Raw genomic sequence first — 23,107 nt, forward strand, 5'->3', positions numbered from 1 at the left:
GTGTTAAATGTTCTTTCATTTTGAAAAAAAGAAGCAGATCCCTATAGAGTAGGATCTGCTTCTTTGTGTTATCTGGGACTGATCAATAGGGTCAGGACAGCTTGAATCGGTTAACCAATTGATCAAGCGCATCTGACATTTCGTTCAATTGCTTGGACGTATCCGCCATTTCCTGTAACGACGCAAGCTGCTCCTCGGTCATAGCCGATACTTCCTCCGTGGCAGATGCGGTGTCCTCTACAACGGCTGATACTTCGTTAATGGATGTCATTACTGCTTCGCTGCCTGTGGTGAGCTCTTCAACCACAGCGGATACATCCAGCATCTCAGCGCTGAGGTCTTGAATGTGCTGCGTAATATTCGCAAAGGCTTGGCCCGCGTCTTCAATCGTCTGTAAGCCTTCGCTGACATGCTGTGTACTGCCTTCGACTTCATGAACGGTGCTCTGTATACCAGCTACGACCGTCTCCAGAATGCTTGTAATTTCTTTGGCAGAGGTGGCGCTTTGATCTGCCAGATTCCGAATTTCGCCAGCGACTACAGCGAATCCGCGTCCATTCTCCCCTGCACGCGCCGCTTCAATTCCGGCATTGAGCGCGAGTAGATTCGTTTGTCTTGCAATGCCTGACATGGAATCGGCAATGTTGATGACCTGATCGGACATTTTGGATATTTCATGAATGGCTCCCTGAACAGACAGGAAGGATTGTTCGATGGTCCCCATTTTGCCAACCGCATTATTAATTCGCTGCTGTCCATCGAGTGCAATGGACTCTGTGCGTACAGCGCGTTCAGCAGCCTCCGATGCGGAGCCAGCAACCCGGTTGAGTCCGGTCAGGGATTGTTCCATGGCGGCAACCATCGTCTGTGTAAGTGCAACTTGCTCATCTGCGCCTTCGGCCACACGTTCCATGGCTGCGGCAACCTCTTTTCCAGCCAGATGACTGTCGGACACGCCTTTGTCCAGCCGGTCTGATGCGGCGTTCAGGGTGGTAGCGTTGCTTTGGACGTCCAGCATCATCTGCTGCAAACCAAGGAGCATCGTATTGGCTGCCTCCGCAAGTTCCCGCGTTTCATCCTTCATCGGCGTGGCAATGCGCAGTGTCAGATCGCCATTGGAGGAGCCGATGTCATTCAGCGCGCGGATTACTGTTCGGATGTTTTTTACAATGGAACGGGATAGAATCAAGGCTGCAAAGATCGAGATCAAGGCCACAACGATAAGCGCTCCGTAAAGCTCCCAGTTCAAAATTTTGTTCTTTTGCTTCAGCGCTTCGGTGCGATTTTCAGTCAACGCCAGCTCATTGGTGCGAAATGTATTCAATAAACCGCGAATCTCATCCATATCCTTCTTGCCGGGGTCCTCCACAAAAAATTGCCTGATCGCCGCCATATCATTCGCTTTTCGAAGCGCAATAACCGGTTCGCCAGCGATCTGAATCCAGTCATCCATTTTAGCCGAGATTTCTTCAAGAAGTGCCTGCTGTGCCGGGTTATCCGAGACAAGCACCGCAAGCTGATCCTTGAGTATATTCTTCTGTTGAACGCCTGTGTTATAAGGGTCCAGGTAGTTTTCTTGTCCTGTAATTACATAACCTCGTTGTCCTGTCTCCATGTTCACCATAATATTTTCAATCTCATAGGTTAGATCATGTACCTTCATATCGTGATCCACCAGAAAGTCCAGTTCTCGTTGCAACTGGCTGATACTGTTTTGAATCAATAAAATAGAGCCAGCGAGCACCGCGAGTACGAGCAAATAACCTAAACCAATCTTATAAAAAATTTTGAAGGTCCTGTGCTTTTTCATGTTTGTTATGCCTCTCCTTGGGGTATATGTATTTGTCGAAAAAACTTGAACAATAGCTATTATAGTCCTTTAGGTGTGGTGTCTAAAGAACTATTTTCAGTATTATACTTAAAGGATGTTTACTTGTATATAGTTTGTTTAATTTAAGTATAATGTTTGTGGATTTTGTATGGCGTCGACGATACAGATGTTTTACATTGCGCGGTTTACACTGCCAAACGTTTATGTTTATCATGGAAGGGGAACGATTCCGAATACATATCCCAATCCGAAAGGAACATTGGACATGACAAAAGAGACGGTATTGCGTAAACCGGAAGCGATGATTTTTGATATGGATGGTACTTTGTTTCAGACGGAAACTCTGTTGTTGCCAGCCTATCATCAGCTGTTTGATACATTGCGGGCCGAAGGGCATTTTGAGGGAGAGACTCCTCCTGAAGAACGAATGCTGGGAAGCCTGGGGATGTTGCTAGAGGATATATGGAAAGTAGTTATGCCCGAAGCTTCAGTTGCGGCCCATCGACGTGCAGACGAATTGCTGCTTCAGTTGGAGATTGAAGGGTTGGATGGGGGAAGCTCGCAGCTGTACCCACAAGTAAAAGAGACGCTGAAAGCGTTGAAAGAACAGGGTGTGCGGTTGTTTGTCGCCAGCAACGGGCTGGAGGACTATGTCAAAGGCGTGGCCTTTGCCCATGAGATTATGCCGCTCTTTGAAGGCGTGTATAGTGCTGGACAGTACAAGACCCCTTCCAAAGTTAACTTGGTTCAGATCCTGCTTGAGAAGCATCGGATTCAGGATGCATGGATGGTAGGGGATCGCTCTTCGGATGTGGAGGCAGGCAAAATGAATAACCAGACCGTCATCGGCTGTGCCTATGCAGGATTCGGACGGGACGAAGAACTGGCAGGATCAGATGTACTGATCTCTGATTTTACGGAACTGCTTCGTTTGTATCGGGAAGCCGAGTAGAACAAAACCCAAAAAAACGACCACCCCTAGTCCATTCGGACATTGGAGTGGTCGGTTTTTTAGTTCAAGGAGGATTTGGTTCACTACCAATGAAGTCTGACGGTCATCACCGGGATCCTCTGGTTCTTTTGAGGGTGGCGGATTTACCTTTTACGCGTTTGACCGGTTTAGTTACCTTCACCCCCCGAGGGGGACGAATTGTATTTGCATGATTGCGGTACACCCACAAGGCGTACTCCAATGGTTGGGTGATCGCTTTGGAATAGATATCATTCTCACCAATGCGGGCAAACACCTCACGCGCAGGCTTTGGATTCACTTCAAGCAGATAGATGTGCCCGCTCTTGTCAATCGCCAAATCGAGAGCCAATTCACACAAGTTGCCATAGGTGTTTTCCAGAAACGTAGCTACATCAATCCCGAATTTCTCGGCCGTTGCGTAAATTTCTGTTCGCTGCTTCTCATCCGTGATCCATTGTTTCATCAGTTTGTGCATCGCTATGGCCTGACCACCACCATGCAGATTAGAGGTAACACTTTTCTCCGCACCCATCCGTCCGGCACATCCGGTCAATTCCCACTGTCCTTCGCCGTTCTTCTGGACCAGCATTCGATAATCATGAACACGGCCATTCGGAAGCTGGAGTTGAATCCCCTGTTGAACCAGATATTTGTCTTTCATATTCCAGTTCTGGAGAAGTGAACCCAAGCGTGACAGATGGACTTTACGCGGGGTGATGATCCGCCGCTTCTGGTCCCGTCCTTGTACGAGAACTGTATTGGCCTCGCTGCCACTGCGTTCAATGCGGAGAATTCCGCGCCCTCCGGTTCCATTAATGGGCTTCAGGTAGAGCAGGGAGGAGGCCTTCAGCATTCGATTGACGTCGGACATATCCTGATACAGAAAAGTGTCGGGCAAATGCTCACGAAAGGCTGATTTCGCCGAGAGTGTCTGATGGATGGTCCACTTATTACGCAATGGGCGGTTGAGAAAGAGCAAGTGACCATACCTTTGCCGAAAGGCAAGCAGCTGCTGGAATCTGCGATTGCGCTGTATGCGGCAACGGTCGAAGATGATATCCGGGAATGAACGCCATTCCCGGGACCAGCCTTTTCCTGAATGAAAGACCATGGCCTCAATCTGTTTGCCTCCTGGATGTACATCGGCAGGTGTGAACACATATATATCGAGTCCCCGCTTGCGCCCTTCAAGGATCATTCTGCGGTATATGCTCCGTTCTTCCAGAGCGCGATGTTCATTTAAGTACAACGTCATAATGCCCAGAACAGGTGAGGACACAAACAATCACCTTCTTTTGCTGTTATTCCTGTTCATCATCGTTTGGACTGACGGGCAAGGTAGGCGCTGTACTGAAAAATACGTTCCAGTGACTTCCGCCGAATCTGCGGTTCATCGAACTTCATCGGCTTTGCATTCGCTTCAAAGAACCAGATCTCGCCCAGATCGTCAATGCCCAGGTCCATGGACATCTCACCGAGCGTATGCCCTGAGCCTCGTTCCACTTGTCTCGCGATCAACAATGAAGTGGACTTCACCCGCTTCATCAGTGTATTCGACATTTCTTCCCCGAAGAGATCGGTGAGCAGCTTCTCCGGGTCCTCCACCGTACCTCCACGCGGAACGTGGGTGGTAATGCTTCGGGAGCCAGCGAGACGGGCGCCAACACCGGTTACGCTCCACTGTCCCTTGCCGTTTTTCTGCACGAGTACCCTGAGATCGAATGGGCGCTTGTGAGATGACGCCAGCTCAATACCCTGTTGCATGATATAGGGCGTGTGTCCGGTCTCCTTGCGAATTCTTGCCCATAACTTGGAAAGGGTTGCTGCTTTGTACGTGGTGCTTTTTCGGGTACTCTGTATTTTAAGTCGGTAAGGAAGACGTTCTTTTTCCTGGAACTTGAGCATCATGATGCCTTTGCCGGCCTTGCCGCTCTCTGGTTTCAGATATAGGTAGGGATGTGATCGCAGCACCGTCCCGAGAGCAGTTGCTGTTCGCATCCGGCGAGTATGGGGGACCAGCTGCTGGGTGGATTTGGATTTCTTAAGCCATTCGAACAGATTCCATTTATTGAAAAAAAACGGGTTATACAGTTCGATTCCAGAATGCATGCATTCTTCAATTTTTCGCTGTACTGAAGATTTGCGTTCATCTTCCCGGTTGGGAATCCGATTGTAGAGTACATGGGGAAGGGGGAAGGACTGTGAAGTCCATCTCCCACTCCCATTGTTGTAAGTGTATCCTTTTACGGTGGGGCCGCTCACGTTTAAATCTCTTACAGTCACGACGTACACCACATATCCCATATTTTCGCCCGTCTGCACAATATCCAGGAAGTTTTGATGGTTTCCTCTGAACATCCGTTGATCATCATGCATGGTCAGGATAGCAATAACGGGTCTAAAATCATCCTGCAAGCTCATCAAATGCCGTCTTTCTTCCGGAATTTGCTCAAATACAGGCAATGTTCCAGGATGTGCTCCACTGATGATTTTCCTTCCAGCCGCAGCGAAGGGTGACGGAAAATGGAGCGGCCGGGTTTGGCGTTCGCTTCGAACATCCATACATGTTCCTCCTGATCAATGCCCAGATCAAAGCCAATCTCACCAATCAGATGCTGGTGCTGGGTTTCAATCGCCTGGGCCAGTGTAATAGCGACAGATTTGGCATGCTGAAGCACTTCTCCAGAGCGGTCACCAAAGTTTCGTTTGAGTGCCTGCTCAGGTGTCATCAGGGAGCCGCCGTTTTTGATATGTGTGGTTACACTGCCGCGACCAGCTTTTTTGGCGCCGATGCCAACGACGACCCATTGATTGTTGCCATTCTTGTGCATGTGAAAACGAAAATCAATGGGGCATTCGTCAATCTCAATAAGCCGGATGCCTTGTTGAACAACATAACCGCGAAGTTGTTTGCCATGTCTGCCTTGAAGCATGCGCATCAGGCTGTTAAATGAGCCGAAGCGCAGAAGTGCGTTGCCGCTTTTTTTGCGATATCGGGCAAAATATCCACGTTTGGGAGAGTAGGTCAATCGATAGATACCGTTGCCCAGACTTCCCGCTGTTGGTTTGTAATAGACAAACTGATGGCGTTCCAGCATTTCTTTCATCTGCTCTACCGTCGGGTTGGTGATGGACTCAGGTATATATCTCCCTGCTGCCGGGTCATTCTCCAGCAAATTGTAGATATCTGATTTGTTAAAGAAACTCCAGTTAAAGAAAGGGATTTTGCGGCGAATGAATCGCTCCCGCAGTTGGTTGATCGCTGGTGAGAAGTCAGAGCGGCGGCTGGGTAACCGATTATACACGACGTCTGGCAGAGGTACGGTTTTGCGACTGAAGCTTCCATTGTCGTTAAGGAAAAAACCGGATACCGTTTCGTTCTGCCAGTTGATATCTCTTGGAGTGAACGCATAAATATAGGATTTACGGCTGCCTTCGCGAAGCAACTGCTTGATAAAACCGGTACGGGAACCAAACGGATTGGAGCCAGACGAAGGTCCGTCAGACAGCACGCCAATCAGTGGACCCAACTGGACTTCATCGTTCTGCAAGTTGCGGAGGTAGATGCTGCCCCGTTTCGGAACGTTCATCAGATTGCGTATGCCAGAAGCGAGATAGAGATGTTTGCCAGCCTTTTTGATCGGTTTGATGGTTGCGGGCACCCTGTCACGACCAAACCGCAGATGAATCGTTTTTTTGCCGGTTAGATTTAGGCTTTTCATTAATGCGTTGGATACATAAACCACTTTATCCGGTTGCTGTGTGAAATGCAGATTGCAAAAGGTCAAACTCATGATTTATCCTCCTATCCTGAAAAGATCCTTCGGCTCCATGGCAGCGGGGCGCTGCGTGCCTCAACCGCCGTGAATCGGGATGGGTTTCAGGCCAGCTGTGCTGGATGTATTCGGCATTTTCATTGGACGCTTCACGTCCGTGAGAACATGTTGTTGCAGCAAATAACGGGCATAGGCAAGCGGCTGGGTGTAGGTCAGACTGTGCATACGGGGGTCAACCGCCTCTGCGAATGAGGAACGTCCCGGTCTCGAATTCACTTCGATCAGCCAGAGGCGACCCTGAACATCTGCTCCGAAATCAAGACCCAGTTCGGCCAGTCTGCCAAATTGGCTTTCCAACAGGGTAGGGATGCGGGCAGCAGCCTGCCTGATCTTCTCCAGCAGAGTGCTGGTTTGCTTGCTCCCATATCGTTCCAGCAGATAAGGATGCACAGGGTACGCCTTTCCCCCTCCATGCAAATTGGAAGTGAGTGAGCCAGCCGGCCCTTCCCGTACCATACATCCGGTTAGAGACCAGCGTCCTTGCCCATTTTTTTGCATCAAGGCCCTAATGTCGAATGGTCGTCCGTGATGACTCAGTTCCAGGTACGGCTGTAAGATCATCTTTTTACCGGCCTTGTGTGAATCCAGCCAGGCAGAGACATCCTGGCGATGCTCAAATGTACGGTGAATCAATTCATTGCGAGTATTTCTGCCCTCCATAATCCAGGAGGTGTGGTGATCTTCGCGATAAAGGCGAAACGTATCTTTACCATGGGTGCCCGATACAGGTTTGAAGAAAATGCCTTTCGGCCAGCGCTCTAGCCATTTCTCCCATCGGGTATCCGACTGAAGAAGTGTCGTAGGCGCAAGAAGAGCACGCAGTCTTATATCAGTAGACAAAGCGCGATATACCTTCCATTTACCAGGCAAGGAAGCAGACCAGTAACGACCGTGGTGTCCGTTGCCTGAGGAAACTAGCTGCTGAAGCTGCTGTTTGAATGTTCTGGGAAGTGGCAGCAGACAGCGGTCCATGATTAGGTCCACAGCAGGAAGAGGCACGATGTTCCATTCTCCTCTGTCAAATACATAGCCCTGTGTGAGCCGAGATACGCTGGGGTTATTCGCTACGGCCAGCACAATGATATTTAGGCCGTAACGGTCGCTTTCCAAACTGAGACGACGACAGAAGAGTTCATCCACGAAAGGAGGCGAGCCTTCTGTTGCCCGAACCAGGATGGCTAGTGTGTTTGTCTGATGTTGCAGGAACATGCCGCTGCACCTCCTCTAATGGATGACTCTTCAGAATCCGGCCAGATAGGTGGAGTATTCCAGCATCGCTTTGACCGAAGGCCGGATTTTGCTCTCGCTAAGTGGCGTATTATCGTTCTTGGATGGTTTGGAGTTTACTTCAAGCAGCCAGACCCTTCCGCTGGTGTCCAAGGCAAGGTCGATGCCGAGTTCACCGAAATGGGCGGGGATGGCACCTTCAATGCCTTTGGCGATATCCAGCGCCGCCGTATGCAATCCTGCATACGCAGAAGCTTTGGCTGATGAGGATAATTGGGTTTTGGCTACAGCTTCCTTGACGGTGCTGAGACTTCCACCTCGTGCCAGGTTGGATACATAGTGACTGCCGCCTGCAATACGTGCGACGATGGAAGTGACACTCCATTTGCCCGTACGGTTTTTTTGCACAAGCGCACGGAAGTCTACGGGTCTGCCGCTGTTATCAATCAGGGAAAGACCCTGTTGGATCTGGTAGCGCGTTGTTTTCATTTTCCCAGACAGACTGGCATACAGTTTATCCAGAGAAGCATACGTTTGTTTTCGGGTCCCCCCAACGCTTGTAGCGAGGGTGAGGAAGCTGCCGTCGCTTTGACGAGAGACCCGGATGATACCTTTGCCAAGCGACCCGCGAACAGGCTTCAGAAAGACAACCGGATATCGATTGCACATCGTTTTGAGTGTGGCGGAAGCTTTGAGCAAATGGGATTCGGGTAGTACCCTCTTCAGTGTTGAAATGGACTTCAAGGCATCGAATACTTCATTTTTGTCCAGAAACTTTTCGTTGAAGGTTTGTGTACCGTAGAGCGATTTTACTTCTTTCATAAAATGCTGTACGCTAGGTTTGTTCTCAAGCTTACGGGACGTCAGCCGGTTATTGACGACGTCTGCTATAGGCAGAACGGTCTTTTTCCAGCCGTCATCATACACCCAGCCTTTCATATAACCCGTTACCGCTCCAATATCCTCCGGTGTGAAAAAGGATACATAGGCGCCCTTCTTCCGGCAGGCGTTCACCAGTTCTTGACAGAACATCGTGATGGAGCCAAAGGGCCGATCGGGCTGATCGGGGTAATCCTGGCTGACCAATACACTGATGTAGGGTCCAAGACGCAAAGTACGGCTGGTTGAACGATAAGATATGCTCAGGACCGAACGGGAAACAAGGCCGGTCTTGCTGGCTACCGTCTGATTGATGCGCAGACCGTCATACCTGGGAACAGGGATGACAGTAACTTCACGGCGGAAAGAGCCGAATTGCAGCTGAAGCGGCCTTCCCGAAGGGATTTTAAGCGCCTTGAGCAGCCCTTCACCGAGCATGATGACGTCGTCCTGCAGGATGCCCGAGCCGGTAACCTGAATCGTTACTTTTTTAGTGGACATCACGGATCTCCTTCCGGGCGGCAACTTGATGTCTGATCTCGAAGTTGAACGGCATCTGAACATGGCATGTGCTTCATCATATGAGGACATATAACCCTTGGTGATTGACCCATTTGGATTAAATGCATTTGATGTTCGGTAGGTAATGGATGGCATGTTTCCGCAACCTTTGTTTGACGGAAGTGAAATACGTGTATTAACACGGGTGAACGTTGCGATGAGAATGCGAATGAATACGAATGAATAACAGAAGAACAACCCAATTTGAGGAGGAATTATAGTGAACATTTATGACAAAGCCAATGATTTGGCCAAAGCACTGAGAGAAAGCAGCGAGGTGGAAGAAATTACTTCTGCGATGAAGCTGATCGAAGTAGATCCGGAAGCAAAGGCTATGCTGGATAATTTTCGTGATCAACAGATGGAATTGCAACAACGTATGATGAGTGGGGATATGCCTGCACCGGACGAAATGGAGAAAATGGAGAAACTGTTCGAAGTATTGAGCCTGAACCTGAATATCCGTCGTCTGTTTGACGCTGAACGTCGCCTGAGTGTCATTATCGAAGACGTGAACAAAATTATTGCAGACAGCCTGGGTCATCTGTACGGTGGCGCTGAAGCCTAAACCTAAACCTAAACCTAAACCTTGTCCCGTTTTTTTGCCTGAACCTCTCATATTAGCTCCTTATCGTTCATAGACTAGACATATAGAGTCGATCAAGAATGAAGGAGCTGTGAATGGTGAAAAGGTTAAAGAAAGCAAAACATGTGATCTATCTGGTTATCGCGTTGTCGATGCTGGTTATTGCGTTGCCGCGGATTTCCTTTGCTGGTGGAATGGACTGGGTTAATATTTTTGGCATCGTATGGGTGCTGTTCTCGTTATTAATCATTGGTGCACATCTGCATTTTATTCTTGGTGTGGATGAAGAGAAGAAGCGTGCACTGGAAGCTGTTCGACGGGCAAAGCTGCGGCAGTGGGAGATGAAACTGGTGGACAAGCAGGAGCAGAGCAAATCTGTATAAGGTTTGGATCACATACGACATGGTAATAGAGATGGTTCTATCTGTCTAAGTAAGGCCGGATTCCCTTTGGCATAAAAGGAACCGGTCTTTTTTTATACCCGTAATTTGCTGCTCCGATTATTCAGATCCATGTAGCGAGGTTCTTTAGGAGAAAGGTACGTAGAATGGGGTTATTTTCCTAAGGTCGTGTTATAATAGATACAGAATAGTACAGATGCATCTTCGGGGGTGGTACAGATGGACGGACAGGAAGAAAACGTGACGAAGCACGAACAATTGCTTCAACATATTGAACAACTGAAGGTAGGCAGTAAAATATCGGTGCGCGGACTGGCACGGGAGCTGGGCGTAAGCGAAGGAACAGCATATCGTGCGGTAAAAGAGGCAGAGAACTTCGGCCTGGTCGTGACCAAGGAACGAATTGGAACGGTGCGGATCGAGAAAAGACCTCGCGGTATGACCGAGCAGTTGACTTTTGCCGATGTGGTAACCATCGTCGAAGGTCATGTGCTGGGTGGAAGTGACGGTCTTGCCAAACCGCTTCACAAGTACGTGATCGGTGCGATGAAAGAGCAGGCCATGGCCCGTTACATTGACGCGGGAAGCCTGTTGATTGTTGGTAACCGGGATAATGCACACTCCCTTGCCCTCGAACAGGGCGCAGGTGTATTAATTACAGGTGGCTTCGGTACAAGCCGTGAAGTGAGAGTGATGGCTGATGATTTGGGTCTGCCCATCATTTCCTCCCGACATGATACGTTCACAGTGGCTTCAATGATTAACCGTGCGATCTTTGATCGACTGATTAAGAAAAAGATTATGTTGGTAGAGGATATCATCGGTCAGAAACCCCGCATTCAGGTGCTTAAGGTGACCAGTTCAGCTGCGGATTTTCATCTGCTGGTTTCAGAAACGGGAGAGCATCGCTTCCCGGTAGTAGATGAATGGAACCGGGTTATCGGTATTGTGAGTCTGAAAGATGTGAGCGAGTTAAAAGAGGATCAGAGTATTGAGAAGTGTGTCGTACGCCGCCCGATCACAGCTTCGCTGCAAACCTCACTGGCTTCGGCTGCACAGATCATGACGTGGGAAGGCATTGACTTCCTGCCGATTGTAGATCGGAACCGTAAACTGATTGCATCCGTCACACGTAAGGAAGTATTGCAGGCGATGCGTGATGCACAGAAGCAGCCACAGCTTGGAGAGACGTTTGATCATCTGATCTGGAACGGGTTTGCGGAAGAGCGCGGAGAGCAGAACGAATTGTTTTTCCACGGATTCATCATTCCGCAGATGGCGACAGACCTTGGTACCATCTCGGAAGGCGTTCTGCTGAATGTGATGACACAGGCGGGACGGCGCGCAGCCTGGGATGTTACAGGAAACGACCATGTCGTGGATAATGTAACAACGTATTTTGTTCGTCCGGTACAGATTGAAGATCAGATTCTGGTTCGTCCCATTATTTTGGAGACAAGTCGTCGGACCTGCAAAATGGATATTGTCATTTCCCGTGATGGGAATGTTGTATGCAAAGCGGTAATGACCCTACAATCCATTGACCATGCCTAGAAAAAGAGAGTATCCTCTTATCGAAAGAGCGAACTGTACCCCGAAATCGGCATGGTTCAGGCTTGTTCGATAGATGAGGATACTCTCTTTTTGGCAAAAAGCAATGACATCGTGCTAAGTGCATCAGGCAGATTGTCCGGATGTCTTGCCAGTTCCACCGTCTGCATGCTGCTGAAGACGAGCATAGTAACTGCGGTTACGTAATCCGGCGAACAGATTGTACGCTCCTATAATCAGAAATAGCGCTTCCACAACGACGGATAGCGTAGAACCGGTAAACACAAACATCAGGATGAGGGAAAGAATAATCAGCATGCTACCCATCCAGATGTTGGTCCATGAGCGATAAAGACCTATGGCGATGGGATCAGTGGTCCTGCGCGAACGAATGCTGTTCAGAGCTGAACAGACCATGGCCAGGGCAAAGATGGCGATTAGGGCATATTTGAGTACATCGATGAACACAAAGACGCAGCTCCTTTTCTGGAAAGCATTTACTGCCCTTATTGTACCATGCAGGCAGAGGGCAAGGGCAGTTTTTTTCCGGGGCTGTCATCCATTTCCTAAGCCGGAACGTGCATCCGAATCTGTACCCAAACTTGCAGCACACCTTCCATCACCAGCATCGTTTTCACCTGGACGGTATATTCCTTTTCTCTGACCGTATACACTTTTTGGTTCAGCATAATCCGCGTCATTTTGCTGTACTCATCGATATTGAAGACGTCGCGACCCCGGAGCACCTCAAGTTCATCCCCCAGTTTCTGCAACATCACTTTTAGGGAGGCCTCGTCCGGACCTTTGTCAGAGTCTTCTGCACGGACCTTGATTTCCTTGATGACGGTTTGGCGTTTACTGTATTTTTTCAGCGTTTTAATATCCTCCTCATTCTGATGCAGCTGAAGCTGCAACTCCTGATTGTTGAGCCACAACTCGTTGTAACTCAGGTGAAATACACCGTTGTACACGACACAACCGGCGATCATTCCCAGAACAAAGACAGCAGTCATGCGCATAAGCGGGCGGTAACGTGAAAAAGGCGGGATTCTCATGGGCGCTGTCCTGGAGTCATGCTAACCCCGTCCTCCACCGCAAACCCATTTCACCAGTTCAGTACCCATGTGTGCGCCCATAAAGGCGGATATCAAGTACAAAATTTGTTTGACTGCCGGAGACAGATTGCCGTCCAGCACGTTGCTTTCGATCACCCGCATCGGATCGATTGTACCGCCAACGGCCGCTGCGAGCGCCCAAATTTTAATTTTCCCAGCGACATCAAGCATCGTCTGTGTCGGAGGCTGGAGAGAGACCACCGCTCCTATACCTCCAATCATCGCGCCGCCCAGCACGATCCCAAACGCAATGAAGAAATCAAGAATAGCTTTGGACAAAAATGTGCTCATCCGGCAACACCCCTTTCAGACCCAGCAGCACACCTCCTGTCTTCGGTCCGTAACAGGGGGAGCGGCTTGTACTTCTATTGTATGGGCGTGCCCCCGAACGTTATGATAAAATAGAATAATAAAACGCGCTCCATTAGGATGAATCCTTATATTTCATTCATTTCATTAATAGAGCATTTTACATGAATACAGAAAACGACTTTCGGTCTGAACCGAAGGATGAAAAATACGGATAGAAGAAGACAGTGCAGTAACCTGATGCAAAAAGGTTGATGCGACTGTCCATGGCGAAAGGAAGAAAAAAACATGAGTTCTTTTGTGCATTTGCACGTTCACAGTGAATATAGTTTGCTGGACGGCGCTGCGCGTATACCGGATCTCGTGAATAAGGCCGCGGATCTCGGAATGACTACGCTGGCATTGACCGACCACGGTGTAATGTATGGTGCTATTCCTTTCTATAAAGCATGCGTCGAGCGGGGAATTAAGCCGATCATTGGATGTGAGGCTTATATGACTGCCGGGTCTCGCAAAGAGCGGGGAAGCCGCAAGGATCAGCCGATCCATCATCTGATTTTACTAGCCAAAAATATGACGGGTTATCAAAATCTGATGAAACTATGCTCCATCGGACATTTGGAAGGCTTCCATTACAAACCACGTATTGATATGGAGAGTCTGGCTGCCCATCACGAGGGTATCATCTGTTTAAGTGCATGTCTGGGAGGCGAGGTTCCCCAGCATCTGCTGCATGGACGAGAGGAAGAGGCAAAGCGTGCGGCGCTGCGTTACAAAAATATTTTTGGTGCCGATTTCTATCTGGAACTGCAGGATCATGGGCTATCTGAGCAAAAAAGAGTGAACCCTCAGCTGATTCGTCTGGCAGCAGAACTGGATATTCCATTGGTGGCGACTAATGATGCGCATTATCTGTCCGAAGAGGACGCTGAGCTTCAGGATGTGTTGATCTGCATCGGAACAGGGAAAACGGTAGATGACGAGAATCGGCTGCGCATTGGAACCAATCAGCTCTATCTCAAGAGTGAACAAGAAATGGCGCGTTTGTTCCCACATGTGCCCGAGGCTTTGGCGAATACGGTTCGCATCGCGGAGTCATGTGAGTTGCAGCTCGAATTCGGCAAATCCATTTTGCCGGAGTACAGACCGCTTCCTGAAGGGAAAAGTCCTTCTACCTATCTGCGTCAGTTGTGCGAAGAGGGAATGGAAGAGCGCTATAGTGAATCATCACGTTGGACGGACTCGGAGCTCAGAGCCGCACTTGAACAGCGGCTGGATTATGAGCTCCGGGTTATAGACAGTATGGGATTCTCGGATTATTTTCTGATCGTGTGGGATTTTATCGCCTATTCTCATCAGCAGGGAATTGTTACCGGACCGGGACGTGGCTCCTCGGCAGGTAGTCTGGTTGCCTATACCTTGCGTATTACAGACGTTGATCCCATGAAGTATAACCTGCTCTTCGAGCGGTTTTTGAATCCGGAACGGATCTCCATGCCGGATATTGATATCGACTTCAGCGATGAACGTAGGGACGAAGTCATTGAATATGTGGCGAAAAAATATGGCAAAGCCCATGTCGCCCAGATCATTACCTTTGGTACGATGGCTGCCCGTGCAGCCGTTCGGGACGTCGGACGTGCACTGAATGTGCCTTACGGCGAGGTGGACAAGGCAGCGAAGCTGATTCCTGCACAGCTTGGTATTAACATTCAGCGGGCAATGGAAGCCACCCCTGAACTAAAGGCTTTGTATGAGACCAAGCCGAAAACACGTGAATTGCTCGATATGGCCATGAAGGTGGAAGGTATGCCTCGTCATGCTTCCACACATGCGGCGGGGGTTGTCATCTCCCGTGATCCGCTGACGGATGCTGTTCCGCTTCAGGAGGGCAGTGAGGGAACGGCCTTAACGCAATATTCCATGGAAAACCTGGAGTCTATTGGACTGCTCAAAATGGACTTCCTCGGTCTGCGTACCCTTTCAATTATTGAACGCTGTCTGCGCTGGATTGGGGAAAATGGCGAAATTCCGGATTTTCGTCATATTCCGGATGACGACGCACTCACATATGAGATGCTTGGTCGAGGCGACACGATGGGGATATTCCAGCTTGAATCCGCAGGAGTGCGTCGTGTCCTGAAGGAGCTGAAGCCAAGTGTATTTGAAGATATTATTTCCGTGCTGGCCTTGTATCGTCCGGGCCCAATGGAATTCATCTCCAAATACATTCAGGGCAAACATGGACAGATCGAAGTGGATTACCCGCATGCGGATCTGGAGTCCATCCTCAAGGATACGTACGGCATCATTGTATATCAGGAACAAATTATGCAGATTGCTTCCCGGATGGCGGGCTTCTCTCTCGGCGAAGCGGATTTGCTCCGTAGAGCGGTTTCCAAGAAGAAACGGGAAGTACTGGATCTCGAACGTGGACATTTTGTCCAGGGCAGTCTTAAGCAAGGATACAGTGAAGCGGAGGCAGACCTGGTCTATGACATGATCGTCAAGTTTGCCAACTACGGTTTCCCGCGTGCTCATGCCGCTGCGTATGGCGTGCTTGCTTTCCAGACGGCTTATCTGAAAGCACATTATCCCATTCATTTTATGGCATCGATGTTAACAGCCGTTATGGGCAGTCACCGCAAAGTAGCGGAGTACGTTGTGGAATGCCGTCGCATGGATATTGAAGTACTTCCACCAGATGTGAATGAGAGCGGCATTCTGTTTACACCTGTACTTGGATCATCCAACAGAACAAAGGCTGGACAAGCGGCGGAAACCCAACGTTTAGAGGGAGAACATGGGGAGGACGGTACAGCAAGTTCTACGATGGAACATGCCATACATGTTGATGATCATTATTCCGGACAAGCGGAGTACGGTGAAGCACCTCTACCAGATGACCCGGGTCCCTCACCAGACGAAGACGGTAGTGCCTATGAGTGGCAGGCAGCGACGGCTGTGCCAGAGCAGTCCGAGGATCGGATTAATTCGGGCGTAGTGACTGTTTCTACAGCAGAACGTCTGCATGGAACTGGGGAAGAGGAGTCCTCGCATTCTGAACAGCATGAAATGTCTGCTGTACAGGAGAAAGATGGATTGTCGAATCAGAACTCTGATGCAGATACAGCAACCGGGGCGATACGTTTCGGTCTGGCTGCGGTGAAAAATGTAGGCACCCAGGCGATGGAAAGTATTATGATTGTACGGCAGGAAAGACCGTTCGACAGTTTGCTCGATTTTTGTCGTCGCGTCGATTTGCGGGTATGCAACAAACGTGTAATTGAATCGCTTATTCAGGCGGGAGCCTTTGACACATTGCCTGGGCACCGTGCCCAATTACTTGCCATGCTGGATGAGACTGTGGAAGCGGCTTTGAAATGGCGCAAAGAACGCGAGGATCTGCAAATTCAATTGTTTGATTTTGTCGAGACGCCGAACTGGGAGATTGAATATCCTCAAATTCCGCCTTATTCCGGGAGTCAGCAATTGGAGTTGGAACGTGAGCTGTTAGGTTTGTATCTATCTGGTCATCCATTAGATGACTATGAAGATGTGCTTGAATCCAGCGGCGCAGATCGCATTATGGAGCTGACGGAAGCGGCTGACGATACGATGGCCGTGGCAGCCGGGATGGTCGTGTCTGTGAAGTCGATTACGACGAAACAGGGCAAGGCTATGGCGTTCATGGAGTTGGAAGACCAGATTGAACGCTGTGAAGTGGTTCTCTTTCCCGAAGTATGGCGGCGCAGCCAGCAGCATGTCGGGAAAGGTGAACTGCTCGTCGTGCGCGCCAAAGTGCAGCAGCAGGACGAAGGGTTCAAGCTGCTGGCTGAGGAAGTGGCGCCGTTGTCACCGGCGGCACTGGAACAGCAGCTGCGCAGCCGCGAACGGCGCGGCAAGCCCGGCGGCGGCAGTGCTTCGCGCCCGGCGGCTCCGCCACGGCAGGCGAGCGGCGCGGGAGCCGTAGCTGCACGCAGCAGCGCAGGCGTGAATGCTGGAGCTCAGCGCAGCAGCGGAGGCCAGGGTCCGGCAGCGTCGCACAGCGCTGGGGGTGGATCTGGGGCGGCCGATGCCAATGGGGCCGCTTCCGTGGCTCGTCGGGCCCCTGAGGCCGCTAGCGGCACGGAGCAGAGTCGTGGGCCACGAGTGGCGGAGCAGCGGGTGTTCGTGAAGATCACCCCGCAGTCGGAGAAGCCCGAGCTTCTGGCCCGACTGAAACAGTTGCTTCAGCAGCATTCGGGCCCGGTGGCGACGGTGCTCTTCTATGAACAGCAGCAGAAGCTGCTCGCATTGAGTGATGCCTACCGGATTAAACCTTCGCCCTCTTTGTTCTCCGAGATGGAGAAAATGCTGGGTGAGGGCACGGTCAAAATAAAATAATAGGCTGTCACGCAAGAGATTGTTTCTCGATTCAAAGCGCTAACGAATCTACCGCGCCTTAAAGGCGGATGATCGTAAAATGCAAAATTTAACGAACTTCAGTGACGTTACTCCGGTACAAAACTGCGGCACGACTTTATAGAATGACGAAATAACATCTCTGTGATTCGTTAAACCGCAGTTCTGTGGAAATTGGAGCTAATAACGTGCGCTGGATTCGTTAGGTCCGAATCGAATAAAACTTGAAAGGTATCTCAAGCCATGCTCATGACTTTTGGGACACCTCTCTTATTTCCAATGATGAAACCTGTTCGGCCAACTGCCGAGCAGGTTTTTTTGTATTTATTTTACCAATTCCATCAGGTATGCAGGCGAAGGAGATATTGAACGCAAGCAAGAATGTAATATGTGAATCTTTTTACATAATTTATAGGATAAGCAGACTATCAAAGCGAATGTGCATTCCGCATTTTTTATGAACATTTTGGAAGTTTGCCGCATACACTTGAGAACACCGAAGGACCTGGGGGTCCTCGGGGGAGCGATGCGGGAGGTCGAGATATGTCATATGAAATCGTAGAAGCCATGCTGGCCCGGCGGGGTGTACAGATTGATGCAATCGCGGAAATTGTATATCGTCTGCAAAAAGGGTACCACCCGGAACTGACTATGGATGACTGTGTCACGAGTGTGAAATCAGTACTGCAGAAACGTGAGGTGCAATATACGCTGTACACAGGTATAGCCCTCGACGAGCTTGCTGAGAAACGCCTTTTGCCGCAGCCTTTGCAGGCAATTATGGAGGCGGATGAATCCCTGTATGGAGTGGACGAGACTCTTGCTCTTGGCATTACCCATGTGTATGGTATGATCGGTTTAACCAGTTTTGGTTATCTGGATAAAGAAAAGATTGGTGTCATTCATGATCTGAACGAAGCAGGACCAGCTATACATGTTTTTCTGGACGACCTGGTTGCCGGGCTCGCCGCTGCTGCTTCTGCCCGAATTGCTCACAAAAATATTAAAGCCAAGAAATATCCATCGGATATCTGATTTTCTTCATTTGTGTTTTCATTCATTTGGTATCTTTTGTTTGTTCAATGAAAGGTCATCCAGGGTGGCTGTTGCTGCCCTGAGCGGCCTCGAATTCCTTTTTGATAAAGAAAGTCTTAGGAACATTGCATCAACCATATCGGTTATCCTCGCGGGACAAATGTCCCTCTAGATCTCGTTTTCTCCCCAAAGGTCCCGAACCCTTCCTTGCAGAAAAAAAGTGAGGTATGTTATCATTAGTCCAATATACGGGCTCTGAACATTAGCTTAGGGGGCGGACATGGCATGTGGACGGTGATTTACATTGCACCGACAGCAAAGGTTGCGGACAAGATTAAGACCAAGCTTTCGGAAGAAGGTTTTCTGGTACAGACCCGTCCCATCAGTTTATCCAAGCAGCAATTTGAGATTCGCGTCCCTTCAGGGGAATTGGAAGAGGTTCAGGAAGTGCTGAATTCGATTCTGCATTCCTGATTCATTCGATATCAGACGTGCCTTGGCAGATGAAGAAGTACCAATGGTACATAAGGGACTGACCGCGTAAGCGGAAAGAGGAATCGACTTGCATGTATTGTATGCTGCTGTCCTTCCTTCTTTTTTTGTTAGGACAAGGACTGACCAGATTGCTCCCAGAGACCCTACCAAGACAGATTCAAACATCAGCGCAACAATCTTTCGGTTATTGCAGGTAACATCAATCGTGCTGACAGAAGCCGCTGATCCTTGCCTTATACCGGCGGATTTTTTTGTTGTGAATGCTGGACAAGGCCCATGGCAGCGTATGGGTCGTAAGCGGTTTACCGCAGCGCGCGGATGAAGTTGCTACATGCAACGGACTGCAGGTTGCGGCCATCAAATCAACGGCTGGAGAGGTGTAGTTGTGTTCAAAGATATATTCCAGAAAAAACGGAAGTACGCCACCATACCTTCCGAGCGTGCGCTTCGTGGCGAAGGTCAGGAAGCTGGAGAACGTCCAAAACGGGAAATACCTGAAGGACTTATGAACAAGTGCAGCAAATGCGGCACGATTCAATATAGCAAGGAATTGGAAAAAAATCTGAAAGTATGTCCGGCTTGCGGCTACCATATGCGTTTGAATGCAATGGAACGTATCGCCATGGTTCTAGATGAGCAAGGGTTTGTGGAGTATGACGCTGATATGGTATCAGTTGATCCACTTGAATTCCCTGGATATAGTAACAAACTGGAACAACAGCGCCTGAAGTCAGGACTGAAGGAAGCTGTCATTACGGGTGAGGGAACTTTAGAAGGTTTGCCTGTGGTTGTTGCTGTCATGAGCTTCGACTTCTTCACAGGTAGTATGGGTTCGGTTGTAGGGGAGAAAATTACCCGTGCGATTGAGCATGCAACAGAGAAACGCTTACCTTTGATCATTTTCTCAACATCTGGGGGTGCCCGGATGCAAGAGAGTATTCTTAGCCTTATGCAAATGGCGAAAACTAGTGCGGCTTTGTCCCGTTTGGATGAACAGGGCGGATTGTATATTTCGGTCATTACCGATCCTACGACAGGTGGAGTTTCGGCCAGTTTTGCGAGCCTTGGTGATATCATCATCGCCGAGCCGGGAGCTGTATTTGGCTTCGCCGGTAGAATCGTCATTGAGCAGACGATCCGTCAGAAACTGCCTGATGATTTCCAGACGGCAGAATTTAATTTGCAGCACGGTCAGCTGGACATGGTGGTCCATCGTAAAGAACTTCGAGCCACCCTTGGCAAGCTTCTAGACATGCATAGTGAAAAAGGAGGGGTCTAAATGGCGGGTGAGTTGCCATATGAAGCGCCTCTGGTTGAGATGCGCAAGAAGATCGAAGAGCTCGTACAGTTTGGACAGGAAAAAGGCATCGACTTCACTGATGAAATTGCACGCCTGGAAGAACGTTATCATAGACTCGAAGAAGAGATTTATACCGGCATAACGGCTGCTCAGAAAATGCATCTGGCGCGGCATCAGCAGCGTCCGACGGCACTGGATTTAATCCAATTGATATTTACCGATTTCATTGAGTTGCACGGTGATCGCATGTTCGGAGACGATCTGGCGGTTGTTGGCGGACTGGCGAAGCTAAACGGAAAAACAGTAACGGTCATCGGCCAACAGCGGGGGAAAGATACGAAGGATAATATCGCCCGTTTTTTTGGGAGCGCACATCCAGAAGGATTCCGAAAAGGGCTGCGTCTCATGAAGCAAGCGAACAAATTTGGTCGTCCAATTATTACATTCGTTGATACTAAAGGGGCGTATCCGGGTAATACTGCTGAAGAGAGAGGTCAATCGGAAGCTATTGCCCGTAACCTGCTGGAAATGGCGAAGCTCTCGGTGCCTGTTATTATAGTGGTCATCGGCGAAGGCGGAAGCGGCGGGGCCCTGGCTATGGCTGTGGGTAATCGTGTGTTGATGCTGGAGCATGCGATTTACTCAGCGATCTCTCCGAACGGTGCTGCGTCCATTCTTTGGAAAGATGCATCCAAGGCAGATCAGGCGGCCGAAGCGATGAAAATAACGGCCAAAGACCTTCTGGAGATGGAGGTCATTGAAGAAATAATCCCTGAGCCACGCGGTGGTGCTCATCGGGATTATGAAGAATCTGCGGCTGCAATTAGCGAGGCATTGGTTCGTCATCTGGACGAGATGAAAGGCTGGACTGGTGACCAATTGAAGCAGGATCGGTATGAGAAATTCCGTAAGATTGGATCAGTCACGTTTGAACCTGAGGTGCAAATTGAGGCCCCTCAAGTACCTGTTGAAGTCGATACAGCAGGTAATTTGTCGGGAAATGCTGAATGATGTGACGAATTTCCTATACAAATGAGCAAAAGTATAGTAAATTTAATAGTTGGAAAAAGAAAAAGAGATAAAAAGATAGACCTTTAAAATCGGAGGAAACCCAAAATGCGCAAAACAAAGATTGTATGTACGATTGGTCCATCCAGTGAATCATTGGAGAATACCAAAAAATTGATTATGGCCGGTATGAACGTGGCCCGTTTGAACTTCTCCCACGGTGATTTCGATGAGCACGGCGGACGGATCACAGCAATTCGCCAAGCATGCGAAGAGCTGAACAAGACAGTAGCGATCTTGCTGGACACCAAAGGACCGGAAATTCGGACAGGTAAACTCGAAGTGGAGCCAATCGAATTGGTTCAAGACGAGTACATCACTTTGACAACAGAAGAAATTCTGGGCACCAAAGAACGTCTCTCCATTACGTATGCAGATCTTCCGAGTGATGTTGAACCGGGATCTACAATTCTGATCGACGACGGTCTGATCGGACTGACTGTGGTGGAAGTACAAGGCACCGAGATCAAATGCCGTATCGTTAACGGCGGTACGATCAAAAGCAAAAAAGGTGTTAACGTTCCTGGCGTTGCCATTTCTCTGCCGGGTATTACTGAAAAAGATGCTAACGATATCGTATTTGGTATCGAGCAAGGTGTCGATTTCATCGCGGCTTCATTTGTTCGTAAAGCAAGCGACGTCCTTGAGATTCGTGAATTGCTTGAAAAACACAATGCTGGACATATCCAAATCATCTCCAAAATTGAGAACCAACAAGGTGTGGACAACCTGGATGAAATCCTTGAAGTGTCCGATGGCCTGATGGTTGCTCGTGGAGACCTGGGTGTAGAGATTCCTGCGGAAGAAGTACCATTGGTACAAAAACGCATGATCGAAAAATGTAACGTTGCAGGCAAACCGGTTATCACAGCTACACAAATGCTGGATTCCATGCAACGCAACCCGCGTCCAACACGTGCAGAAGCAAGTGACGTGGCTAATGCGATCTTCGACGGTACAGATGCAATCATGTTGTCTGGTGAAACAGCTGCTGGTAAATACCCAGTTGAATCCGTTCTGACAATGTCCCGTATTGCCGAAAAAGCAGAATCCGCTCTGCCTTACCAAGAGCTGTATCTGAAACAACGTGTTGCTCAACAAACAACAGTTACTGAAGCAATCAGCCAATCTGTTGCCCTGTCAGCTCAAGATCTGAACGCTAAAGCGATCATTACTTCGACTGAATCCGGTCATACAGCACGCATGATTTCTAAATATCGTCCAGAATCTCCAATCATCGCGGTGACAACGGAAGACAGAACTTCCCGTCGTCTTGCATTGGCTTGGGGTGTAACACCAGTCAAAGGAAGACTTGTTGATTCCACTGACGCTTTGTTTGAAAATGCAATTGAAGGCGGCGTGAAATCCGGACTTGTAAAAGAAGGAGATCTTGTTGTTATTACAGCGGGTGTACCTTTGGGTCGTTCGGGTTCCACTAACCTGATCAAAGTAAGCCAAATTCCAAACAACGCATAATTGTGTTTGGACGAGAAGCAACAGGAATGAAGCAATGGGGCGTTTGCGTCCCGTTGCTTT

The 23,107-nt window shown here is 49.2% G+C and carries 19 protein-coding genes; 10 read left to right on the plus strand and 9 right to left on the minus strand.

Translation table 11 applies throughout. The annotated features are described in order from the left end of the window. Window positions 1–91: 91 nt before the first annotated feature. On the minus strand, window positions 92–1,810 hold the full coding sequence (locus PTQ21_RS14785; protein ID WP_274570348.1) for a methyl-accepting chemotaxis protein: 1,719 nt from the start codon (window positions 1,808–1,810) through the stop codon (window positions 92–94). A gap of 286 nt (window positions 1,811–2,096) precedes the next feature. On the opposite strand from PTQ21_RS14785, the gene PTQ21_RS14790 reads away from it, so the two are divergent. Continuing rightward, window positions 2,097–2,783 (plus strand): HAD hydrolase-like protein, encoded by a 687-nt coding sequence (locus PTQ21_RS14790; RefSeq protein WP_064640984.1) that lies wholly within the window; start codon window positions 2,097–2,099, stop codon window positions 2,781–2,783. 106 nt (window positions 2,784–2,889) lie between these two features. Here the strand turns inward: PTQ21_RS14790 and PTQ21_RS14795 are convergent, their stop codons facing one another. The 5 genes from PTQ21_RS14795 to PTQ21_RS14815 are packed head-to-tail and all read right to left on the minus strand — an operon-like array spanning window position 2,890 to window position 9,247. Next, window positions 2,890–4,083, minus strand: a complete 1,194-nt coding sequence (locus PTQ21_RS14795; RefSeq protein ID WP_063564304.1) for a YheC/YheD family endospore coat-associated protein — start codon at window positions 4,081–4,083, stop codon at window positions 2,890–2,892. Between the two features lie 35 nt (window positions 4,084–4,118). Beyond that, entirely contained in the window at window positions 4,119–5,225 is a 1,107-nt protein-coding gene (locus tag PTQ21_RS14800; RefSeq protein WP_274570508.1) for a YheC/YheD family endospore coat-associated protein, read from the minus strand. Then, window positions 5,225–6,598 carry a YheC/YheD family endospore coat-associated protein gene (locus PTQ21_RS14805; protein ID WP_090954515.1) on the minus strand — a complete coding sequence of 458 codons (1,374 nt, stop codon included), beginning with the start codon at window positions 6,596–6,598 and terminating at the stop codon, window positions 5,225–5,227. The genes PTQ21_RS14800 and PTQ21_RS14805 overlap by 1 nt, the downstream gene beginning before the upstream one ends. A 60-nt stretch (window positions 6,599–6,658) precedes the next feature. Continuing rightward, window positions 6,659–7,849 (minus strand): YheC/YheD family endospore coat-associated protein, encoded by a 1,191-nt coding sequence (locus PTQ21_RS14810; protein ID WP_274570350.1) that lies wholly within the window; start codon window positions 7,847–7,849, stop codon window positions 6,659–6,661. Window positions 7,850–7,879: 30 nt separating this feature from the next. After that, window positions 7,880–9,247: a YheC/YheD family endospore coat-associated protein gene (locus PTQ21_RS14815; protein WP_063564308.1), complete on the minus strand. Its 1,368-nt coding sequence runs from the start codon at window positions 9,245–9,247 to the stop codon at window positions 7,880–7,882. A 280-nt stretch (window positions 9,248–9,527) separates the two neighbouring features. On the opposite strand from PTQ21_RS14815, the gene PTQ21_RS14820 reads away from it, so the two are divergent. From PTQ21_RS14820 to PTQ21_RS14830, 3 genes are all read left to right on the plus strand, one after another. Further along, window positions 9,528–9,875: a YlbF/YmcA family competence regulator gene (locus tag PTQ21_RS14820; RefSeq protein WP_024629123.1), complete on the plus strand. Its 348-nt coding sequence runs from the start codon at window positions 9,528–9,530 to the stop codon at window positions 9,873–9,875. 113 nt (window positions 9,876–9,988) lie between these two features. Beyond that, entirely contained in the window at window positions 9,989–10,276 is a 288-nt protein-coding gene (locus PTQ21_RS14825; RefSeq protein WP_063564309.1) for a hypothetical protein, read from the plus strand. 237 nt (window positions 10,277–10,513) lie between these two features. Continuing rightward, window positions 10,514–11,848 carry a DRTGG domain-containing protein gene (locus tag PTQ21_RS14830; RefSeq protein ID WP_274570352.1) on the plus strand — a complete coding sequence of 445 codons (1,335 nt, stop codon included), beginning with the start codon at window positions 10,514–10,516 and terminating at the stop codon, window positions 11,846–11,848. 123 nt (window positions 11,849–11,971) lie between these two features. Here the strand turns inward: PTQ21_RS14830 and PTQ21_RS14835 are convergent, their stop codons facing one another. From PTQ21_RS14835 to PTQ21_RS14845, 3 genes are all read right to left on the minus strand, one after another. Next, a complete protein-coding gene (locus PTQ21_RS14835; protein ID WP_244552145.1) occupies window positions 11,972–12,313 on the minus strand; it encodes a YtpI family protein in 342 nt (113 codons plus the stop codon). Window positions 12,314–12,411: 98 nt separating this feature from the next. Continuing rightward, window positions 12,412–12,900 carry a sporulation membrane protein YtrI gene (locus PTQ21_RS14840; RefSeq protein ID WP_063564310.1) on the minus strand — a complete coding sequence of 163 codons (489 nt, stop codon included), beginning with the start codon at window positions 12,898–12,900 and terminating at the stop codon, window positions 12,412–12,414. Between the two features lie 21 nt (window positions 12,901–12,921). Beyond that, a complete protein-coding gene (locus PTQ21_RS14845; RefSeq protein WP_024629128.1) occupies window positions 12,922–13,251 on the minus strand; it encodes a YtrH family sporulation protein in 330 nt (109 codons plus the stop codon). Between the two features lie 306 nt (window positions 13,252–13,557). On the opposite strand from PTQ21_RS14845, the gene PTQ21_RS14850 reads away from it, so the two are divergent. From PTQ21_RS14850 to pyk, 6 genes are all read left to right on the plus strand, one after another. Next, entirely contained in the window at window positions 13,558–17,655 is a 4,098-nt protein-coding gene (locus PTQ21_RS14850) for a DNA polymerase III subunit alpha (protein ID WP_274570353.1), read from the plus strand. A 561-nt stretch (window positions 17,656–18,216) separates the two neighbouring features. After that, complete coding sequence (locus PTQ21_RS14855; protein ID WP_024629130.1) at window positions 18,217–18,708, plus strand: phosphatidylglycerophosphatase A family protein; 492 nt, start codon at window positions 18,217–18,219, stop codon at window positions 18,706–18,708. 285 nt (window positions 18,709–18,993) lie between these two features. Next, a complete protein-coding gene (locus PTQ21_RS14860) occupies window positions 18,994–19,182 on the plus strand; it encodes a hypothetical protein (RefSeq protein WP_017689496.1) in 189 nt (62 codons plus the stop codon). 406 nt (window positions 19,183–19,588) lie between these two features. Next, on the plus strand, window positions 19,589–20,482 hold the full coding sequence (accD, locus tag PTQ21_RS14865) for an acetyl-CoA carboxylase, carboxyltransferase subunit beta (RefSeq protein ID WP_063568087.1): 894 nt from the start codon (window positions 19,589–19,591) through the stop codon (window positions 20,480–20,482). Continuing rightward, the gene (locus PTQ21_RS14870; protein ID WP_063568088.1) at window positions 20,483–21,514 is read left to right on the plus strand and encodes an acetyl-CoA carboxylase carboxyltransferase subunit alpha; all 1,032 of its coding nucleotides are present in this window, start codon (window positions 20,483–20,485) and stop codon (window positions 21,512–21,514) included. 105 nt (window positions 21,515–21,619) lie between these two features. Further along, window positions 21,620–23,047, plus strand: coding sequence for a pyruvate kinase (gene pyk / locus PTQ21_RS14875; protein WP_063568089.1), 1,428 nt, complete (start codon window positions 21,620–21,622; stop codon window positions 23,045–23,047). The last annotated feature ends 60 nt before the right edge of the window (window positions 23,048–23,107 follow it).

This window comes from Paenibacillus marchantiae (assembly GCF_028771845.1).
Taxonomy (GTDB): domain Bacteria; phylum Bacillota; class Bacilli; order Paenibacillales; family Paenibacillaceae; genus Paenibacillus; species Paenibacillus marchantiae.

Coding starts and splice junctions, on each gene's coding strand:
- PTQ21_RS14785 (WP_274570348.1), bottom strand. CDS start 1,810: ATGAAAAAGCACAGGACCTTCAAAATTTTTTATAAGATTGGTTTAGGT.
- PTQ21_RS14790 (WP_064640984.1), top strand. CDS start 2,097: ATGACAAAAGAGACGGTATTGCGTAAACCGGAAGCGATGATTTTTGAT.
- PTQ21_RS14800 (WP_274570508.1), bottom strand. CDS start 5,225: ATGAGCTTGCAGGATGATTTTAGACCCGTTATTGCTATCCTGACCATG.
- PTQ21_RS14805 (WP_090954515.1), bottom strand. CDS start 6,598: ATGAGTTTGACCTTTTGCAATCTGCATTTCACACAGCAACCGGATAAA.
- PTQ21_RS14810 (WP_274570350.1), bottom strand. CDS start 7,849: ATGTTCCTGCAACATCAGACAAACACACTAGCCATCCTGGTTCGGGCA.
- PTQ21_RS14815 (WP_063564308.1), bottom strand. CDS start 9,247: ATGTCCACTAAAAAAGTAACGATTCAGGTTACCGGCTCGGGCATCCTG.
- PTQ21_RS14825 (WP_063564309.1), top strand. CDS start 9,989: ATGGTGAAAAGGTTAAAGAAAGCAAAACATGTGATCTATCTGGTTATC.
- PTQ21_RS14830 (WP_274570352.1), top strand. CDS start 10,514: ATGGACGGACAGGAAGAAAACGTGACGAAGCACGAACAATTGCTTCAA.
- PTQ21_RS14840 (WP_063564310.1), bottom strand. CDS start 12,900: ATGAGAATCCCGCCTTTTTCACGTTACCGCCCGCTTATGCGCATGACT.
- PTQ21_RS14845 (WP_024629128.1), bottom strand. CDS start 13,251: ATGAGCACATTTTTGTCCAAAGCTATTCTTGATTTCTTCATTGCGTTT.
- PTQ21_RS14850 (WP_274570353.1), top strand. CDS start 13,558: ATGAGTTCTTTTGTGCATTTGCACGTTCACAGTGAATATAGTTTGCTG.
- PTQ21_RS14855 (WP_024629130.1), top strand. CDS start 18,217: ATGTCATATGAAATCGTAGAAGCCATGCTGGCCCGGCGGGGTGTACAG.
- PTQ21_RS14860 (WP_017689496.1), top strand. CDS start 18,994: ATGTGGACGGTGATTTACATTGCACCGACAGCAAAGGTTGCGGACAAG.
- PTQ21_RS14870 (WP_063568088.1), top strand. CDS start 20,483: ATGGCGGGTGAGTTGCCATATGAAGCGCCTCTGGTTGAGATGCGCAAG.
- pyk (WP_063568089.1), top strand. CDS start 21,620: ATGCGCAAAACAAAGATTGTATGTACGATTGGTCCATCCAGTGAATCA.